The organism is Lacrimispora sp., from assembly GCF_032078915.1.
Taxonomy (GTDB): domain Bacteria; phylum Bacillota; class Clostridia; order Lachnospirales; family Lachnospiraceae; genus Lacrimispora.
The window spans coordinates 82,896-88,989 of sequence record NZ_DAMAUN010000012.1 but is presented as its reverse complement, the minus strand read 5'-3'; the positions used below and the strand labels follow the sequence as shown (position 1 = coordinate 88,989).

6 protein-coding genes and 1 pseudogene are annotated in these 6,094 nt (G+C 35.4%); 1 reads left to right on the top strand and 6 read right to left on the bottom strand.

The features are described from left to right. Positions 1-356: 356 nt before the first annotated feature. From RT269_RS07230 to RT269_RS07205, 6 genes and pseudogenes are all read right to left on the bottom strand, one after another. Positions 357-2,432: a hypothetical protein gene (locus RT269_RS07230; RefSeq protein WP_313181549.1), complete on the bottom strand. Its 2,076-nt coding sequence runs from the start codon at positions 2,430-2,432 to the stop codon at positions 357-359. Positions 2,433-2,668: 236 nt separating this feature from the next. Continuing rightward, entirely contained in the window at positions 2,669-2,986 is a 318-nt protein-coding gene (locus tag RT269_RS07225; protein ID WP_313181548.1) for a helix-turn-helix domain-containing protein, read from the bottom strand. A 269-nt stretch (positions 2,987-3,255) separates the two neighbouring features. Then, entirely contained in the window at positions 3,256-3,471 is a 216-nt protein-coding gene (locus tag RT269_RS07220) for a hypothetical protein (RefSeq protein WP_313181547.1), read from the bottom strand. A 173-nt stretch (positions 3,472-3,644) separates the two neighbouring features. Continuing rightward, complete coding sequence (locus RT269_RS07215; protein WP_313181546.1) at positions 3,645-3,896, bottom strand: hypothetical protein; 252 nt, start codon at positions 3,894-3,896, stop codon at positions 3,645-3,647. Between the two features lie 15 nt (positions 3,897-3,911). Beyond that, positions 3,912-4,133: a LexA family protein gene (locus tag RT269_RS07210; protein ID WP_313181545.1), complete on the bottom strand. Its 222-nt coding sequence runs from the start codon at positions 4,131-4,133 to the stop codon at positions 3,912-3,914. A 16-nt stretch (positions 4,134-4,149) separates the two neighbouring features. Next, a pseudogene (locus RT269_RS07205) lies at positions 4,150-5,395 on the bottom strand (Y-family DNA polymerase). A 195-nt stretch (positions 5,396-5,590) separates the two neighbouring features. Here RT269_RS07205 and RT269_RS07200 point away from each other — a divergent pair. Beyond that, a complete protein-coding gene (locus tag RT269_RS07200) occupies positions 5,591-6,049 on the top strand; it encodes a helix-turn-helix domain-containing protein (RefSeq protein WP_313181544.1) in 459 nt (152 codons plus the stop codon). Positions 6,050-6,094: the final 45 nt, after the last annotated feature.

Genomic DNA, 6,094 nt, shown 5'->3' with positions numbered 1-6,094 from the left:
AAAAGCGGGCATTTTTACATCCTGGAGTTCTTCGCAGAAGAACTTTCCTATTACATAAAAAAACGCCAGACAAGTCTGATTTATTCAAACTTGTCCGGCGTTGGTCACTAAGTATTCACTTGTGCCTATTTGCTCGTTACATTTCTATTCTTCTTCAACTTTGCAAGTGATGTATTATATAAAGGAATGTTAATTACATTTCTACATTGTTTGCATTTAATTTCAATGATCCCAATCTCACTATTTGTATCAAACAGTCTAAAATCACAGACAGGACAATGAATCGGCTTAAAATTACTCATGTTTCCTCCTAATCTTTCCGAAACGGGCAGTTTCGTACTCGTTATAAGTTGTATTTATCTGTATGTCACATTCATCCTAAGTGTATGTTCTGCTGCATCTTTAATAATCAAATATACTCCCTGTGCATATTTCATGGAATCAATCTGTTTTCTATTAAAATACAACATACTCCTTTGTAGGAAATTTTGAAATCTACCTCCAAAACTAAATGCTGTTTTTTCTGCTTCAAGCATTGCCTGATAGTATAATAAATAGCTAACAAGATCTTTTGCATTTACGTTTCTCTTTACTATTTCATTGAATTTATCACTATCAGCCTGCGTAAACTTTCCACCACGAACATTTACTCCCTGTGAAATAATTTTACTAATCATATCATCTGTAACAAAATTACGAAGATTTGCTGTAAAATTCACTGAAAACGACTTACAGTTATAATAATACTCTTCATTTATATTTGATGTATAACCATCACCATAACGTAATCTTCTTTTCAACGCATTGTAGGCATTCCCATGAGGGACTTTTCCAATGCTGGTTTCCAAATCTTTAATTCCAGGATCAAATACCTTCTTGTCTGTTGTATCTTTTAAAATTTGTTCTTTCACTGCTTTAACCAGAATCTCTTTATCGACTTCAATATATACATCGTCATATTCTGAATTACCTACAATTAGTGGTATCTTCACCGCAGAACCTTTTAAGTAATCTGCCGTGTCTCTAAATATCACTTCAAATGCATTTATTATATTGTATTTCTTAACGAGTTCAGACTGCATTGTTTTATCACGTTTCAGATAACACGAAAGTGATTTTATCATGAGATTTTTTCTTGCTTTTCCCTGCACATTTTGCAATTCGGTTCTAAGCTGTCCTTCTCTCTCCCCTATTCTATTGATTAACTCTTGTGCATCGAGAATGGTTCCACCTTCCATTTCTAAAGATAATGGATCGTCATCAAATGAATCCTTGTTTATTGAATCAACGAACAGATCTAATTTGTTATGTAGCATGAAAACCGGAATCTGTTTATTAAAATTTTTAAATGCCTTCTTGTACAGCTCCTCAATTTTCTTTTCATTTGAATCTCCAAATAACGGGACAACCATTAGTAAGGCATCCGCCTCACCTTGATATAAAAGTTCATCAAGATAATCTGTGTTATCATCTTCAGTATTATCTGAATGATATAAACCTCGAGTATCCATTACTGCAAACACCGTTTTTCCCTGGTTGTTTTTAAATACTCCTTTTGCAGTAGGTAAGTCGTTTATCATTTTTACGATTGCTTCATTTACCGGCAGATACATTACTATTTCACTACACAATACTTCAAGTGACAATCGCTGTCCCTTTTGAACATCATTTGCAGTAAACATTGCGTCTATAAATCTTTCATCAGGTATGAATAAATCCAGTTCCTTATAATAATATCCATCATCAGATTGATTATCTTCATCAAAATATTTGAAAAACACTTCCTGTAATTGCTGGTTTACCTTGTTCCACACATTCCAAAGTTCTGTCCTAAAATTCTCCCCCAACATATCCAAAACCCGGCCAACTTCTTCTTTAATTGCAGATAAAAACTTCGCAGAATTCTCTTTTACTTCAGTATCAGTCAGACTGTTTTTCACTGTGTTATATATTGTATAGTTGTGTTCGCGCAAAGAAAAGGAACTATACACATTTATAACTGATTTAACAAATTCTTTCTTCTGATTTTCTTCTAAAAAAGACAGTATCGCTCTTGCATTATTTTTTCCATTGATTTCTTCAATCAGATATTGTTCAAAATCTTCTTCGTCTTTCCCTGCAATGCTTGCTACTACTTTTCCTTGAGACTTAACAACCTTTGCCCAGGATTGAGTAATCATATCCGAAAATAGTCCTCTTTCAAAGATATCTCCACCAACTTTTGCAGCAACAACAATCTTATCCTTGTATTCCTCTGAATACACCAATACACGATTTCTCAATGTAGAATTTGTTCTTCCGATGCAATTCATAAGAATGCGTCTAGCCTCTTTTGTTGCACATACCGTTGCAATTTCTGTTTTACCATCACCAGTTCCACCCATCAATTTAAAAGTGTAAGCGTGTGGCTTTAAATTTCTGTAGATGCTCATCCAATCTACCTCCTGTATAATATTAGCAAATAAAAAAGTCCATAACGACCCAGATAAGGATTGTTATGAACACTAATTCTAATGTCAACAAGAGATAAACAGCTATATTATCTCTTTCATAATCATCTATTCAGCCTGGATCGTTTTAACAGCGGGTAGCTGTTTACTTCGAATCTGAATGTACTCTCATATTTACTTGAGATTAGTCTAATGCTTTTTTAAATAAAAGTCAATTACTAATCAAAAATTTCAATGATATTTTTTACCATAATATAGATTTTTTCCTTCATCTCTGGATTGCACTTTTCTAGTAATAAAGAAATTTTCTTATCCTCGATATGTTCATTACCATTTATTAAGTAATCAATAGTAACCTGAAAATATTCAGCTATCAAAATCAAATTATCTATTGATAATCCACATACTCCTCTTTCCGCTTTTCCAATGGTCTTAACATGTATGCCAATTGCATCAGCCAATGCTGATTGTGATAAGCCAGATTGGCATCTTAAATCTTTTATTCTCTTTCCACTTTCCTCTGTGTTGTAATACATAAAAATCCAGTCCTTTCGTTTGTCTGGCTCGATAAACGTTTAAGGATGGAAAATTACTCCTACTAATATGAAATTTTTTGTAAAAAAAAGGACGCACGAGAAAGTCCAGTCCTTAAACTGGTTTCTTTCCCATGCGTCCACGGTGAGTCCGTCTTAGCAAGCATCAGCCTTGCCATAATGCAGTACGTCTCCCATATCATGAGGCCTTCTTTTAATTGTCTTTGTCATATAGTATTCGCTATGTCTGATGTTAACTGTGCTCTGATTTTTTAGATATGTACTTTCCCTTCATTATCTGCTAGGGTAATCAGCATTCCCTCTGTGTATTTTTTCAGAACTATTACTCTGGTACATCTATTTGTATGGCATCTGATAATCATGCCTGGTAAAACAGGTGCATCATCATTACCTGTAAGTAAATATGCCATTTTCATACTTTTTCTACATTTCTTACAATAAAATTCAATTTGTTTTAATTCTCTCATTATTCAGTCTGCTCCTTTACAATACAAAATCATCAGTAACATTTTGTACTTGAAAGGAAAAGGGAATCACCTTTGCAAGCTTATTTGGTGGGAGTTCCGTTGCATACCTGTCTAATATGCCCCAACCATATGCTGATCTTCGCAGCCAACTGATTACATGTCACCACACATAATCAGGCTCCGGTTTTCCCTTCTACAAACCAGAGATTGTTATCCTCATAAAAAAGGTAACTCTCTCTTCCATCAACAACACATGTATATCTCATTCCCACGCCACCTGCCTTCATGCTGGCAGCTCGACGAATATCTTTTACACGCTGAATCTTATATACTCTGCCATCTTTCCAAATAAAACTTTTCGGTGTTAAGACACCTTCTTTGGTAAATTCAGCAGTAACATCCACATATACCTTTACACTCTCCATGCTACAACCACCTCCTCACATTATTTCAATAGCTCTTGAACTTCCCTCTACTCGGCGGATATATCCCTTTTCTTCTAATTGCTTCAAATAATGATGTGCACTTGATGCTGAAGCAAATCCAGCTATTTCTGCAATTTCTCTGACAGTAGGCGAAAAGCCATGAGCTTTCAGAAAATCACATAAGAAGTCATAGATTTTATTCTGTTTATTGTTTAAATCATATCTCATATAAGCCATATTTAAATGCCTCCTTTTACCCAAAATAACCAATTGGATGTGTCGTATGATCCTCTTTTGCATTCACAGAAGAGAGAATCTTATCACGGTACATAAGACCTCTTTGAACACTATAAAATCCAAATCTTCGTCTTATGGTATCTACCGCATTATCCAATTTCATCTGTTTTTCTCTTTGCTCTACACTTGAAAATAAATCTATCTGCTCCCAATAATTGTCGTTGACAAGATCTGCTCCTCGGACACCAACACTTCTGATTGGCTTGCGCCAGTTGTAATTTTCTTTGAATATCCGATATGCTTCAGTTGCAATCTCACCAGTAATATTCGTGGCATGATCAATCTTATGCTGTCTGGTAAATGAATAAAGCTCATTATCCCTGACACTGATTTCCACCACTCTGCACTTAAACCCATTTTCTCTAAGCCTTGCGGCTACGCTCTCTGCTAAAATATAAAGAACAATTTTTACATCCTCATCAGTCTCTAAATCCTTTGGTGTAGTAGTACTATTTCCACTAGATTTAATTGGTGCCTGTGAATGTTCCATTTTTACCGATGAGTCATCATAGCCATTAGCAAATGCCCACAGGATGCCACCCATCTTGCCAAGCTGTGAAATTAATAGGTATTCATCTGTTCTAGCTAAGTCTCCAATTGTCTTAATTCCAAATCGTGCTAACTTCTGATTGGTACTCCGTCCTACATATAAAAGATCAGATATGGGAAGTGCCCAAGCATTGTTCTTGAATTCATCTTGATACATAGTTGTTATGGCATCTGGTTTCTTATAATCAGAACCAAATTTAGCAAAAATCTTATTAAAGGATACTCCAATACTAACGGATATGCCCAATTCTGATTTCATACGATTGCTAATTTCTTTTGCTATCTTGTATCCATCACCTTTTAATAAACTACTGGCGGCCACAGCCAACCATGATTCATCCACGCCATACGGTTCTTGAAAATCCGTGTATTCCCCATATATCTCATGAGCCATTCTGGAAAATCGCAAATACAAATCCATTCTTGGTGAAACAATGTTGAGTTCTGGACAAACTTGCTTCGCCTGCCAAAGTGCCATACCTGTTTTCACACCATATTTCTTAGCTATATAATCAGCGGTTAAGACAATACCATGTCTTGCTTCGGGATCCGCCTACAGCCAAAGGTTTTCCGTTCAGCTCAGGACGATGCAAATGTTCTATTGCCGCATAGCATGCGTTAATATCTGAATGCAATATGACTAGATTACCCATTGCTCATCACCTCGTTTCTTTCAGAAGTTAATTTCCATATAATCAGAACTTTCCATTGACAATTCGGAAGTTCTGATATATGATTAACCAGAAGTTACTTGACAATCACGATTATATCATTTAAAAGAAGTTTGTCAATAGTTAATCGGAAGTTATAAAAAATAAAATTATTCTTCCTAGAAAGAAGGTAGTAACATGACTTTTGGTGAAAAAGTAAAAGAGGCTCGATTATTAAAAAATCTATCCCAGACCGAGCTTGCGGCAATAACAGGTATTTCAGAGCGTTCACTCTATACCTATGAACAACTAAATACACTCCCAAGAAAAAGTAATATCAAGAAACTGGCAGATGCGCTAAGTGTATCTGTATCTTATCTGGTAGATGATGAAGAAGCTGATAAGCAGAAAAATATCGAGAGCGAAGACTTTCTCGATACTGTTAAAGACAAATTCGGTTACAAGGGTGCAAAAGAGGCAAAAGATGTGTTAGACCGTGCTGGAGCTCTTTTCGCTGGTGGCGATCTTGATGATGATGCCAAAGAAATATTCATACAATCATTAATGCAGGTATATATTTCATCAAAGAAAGAAGCATCTGAAAAGTTCTCTAGAAAGAAAAAAGCGAAGCCGCCAATTGACGAGTCCGTTCAATAGGACAGCATTTTTGCTACTGTTATACTAGCAAGAATGCCAAATTAT

Coding starts and splice junctions, on each gene's coding strand:
- RT269_RS07210 (WP_313181545.1), bottom strand. CDS start 4,133: ATGGCTTATATGAGATATGATTTAAACAATAAACAGAATAAAATCTAT.
- RT269_RS07220 (WP_313181547.1), bottom strand. CDS start 3,471: ATGAGAGAATTAAAACAAATTGAATTTTATTGTAAGAAATGTAGAAAA.
- RT269_RS07200 (WP_313181544.1), top strand. CDS start 5,591: ATGACTTTTGGTGAAAAAGTAAAAGAGGCTCGATTATTAAAAAATCTA.
- RT269_RS07225 (WP_313181548.1), bottom strand. CDS start 2,986: ATGTATTACAACACAGAGGAAAGTGGAAAGAGAATAAAAGATTTAAGA.
- RT269_RS07215 (WP_313181546.1), bottom strand. CDS start 3,896: ATGGAGAGTGTAAAGGTATATGTGGATGTTACTGCTGAATTTACCAAA.
- RT269_RS07230 (WP_313181549.1), bottom strand. CDS start 2,432: ATGAGCATCTACAGAAATTTAAAGCCACACGCTTACACTTTTAAATTG.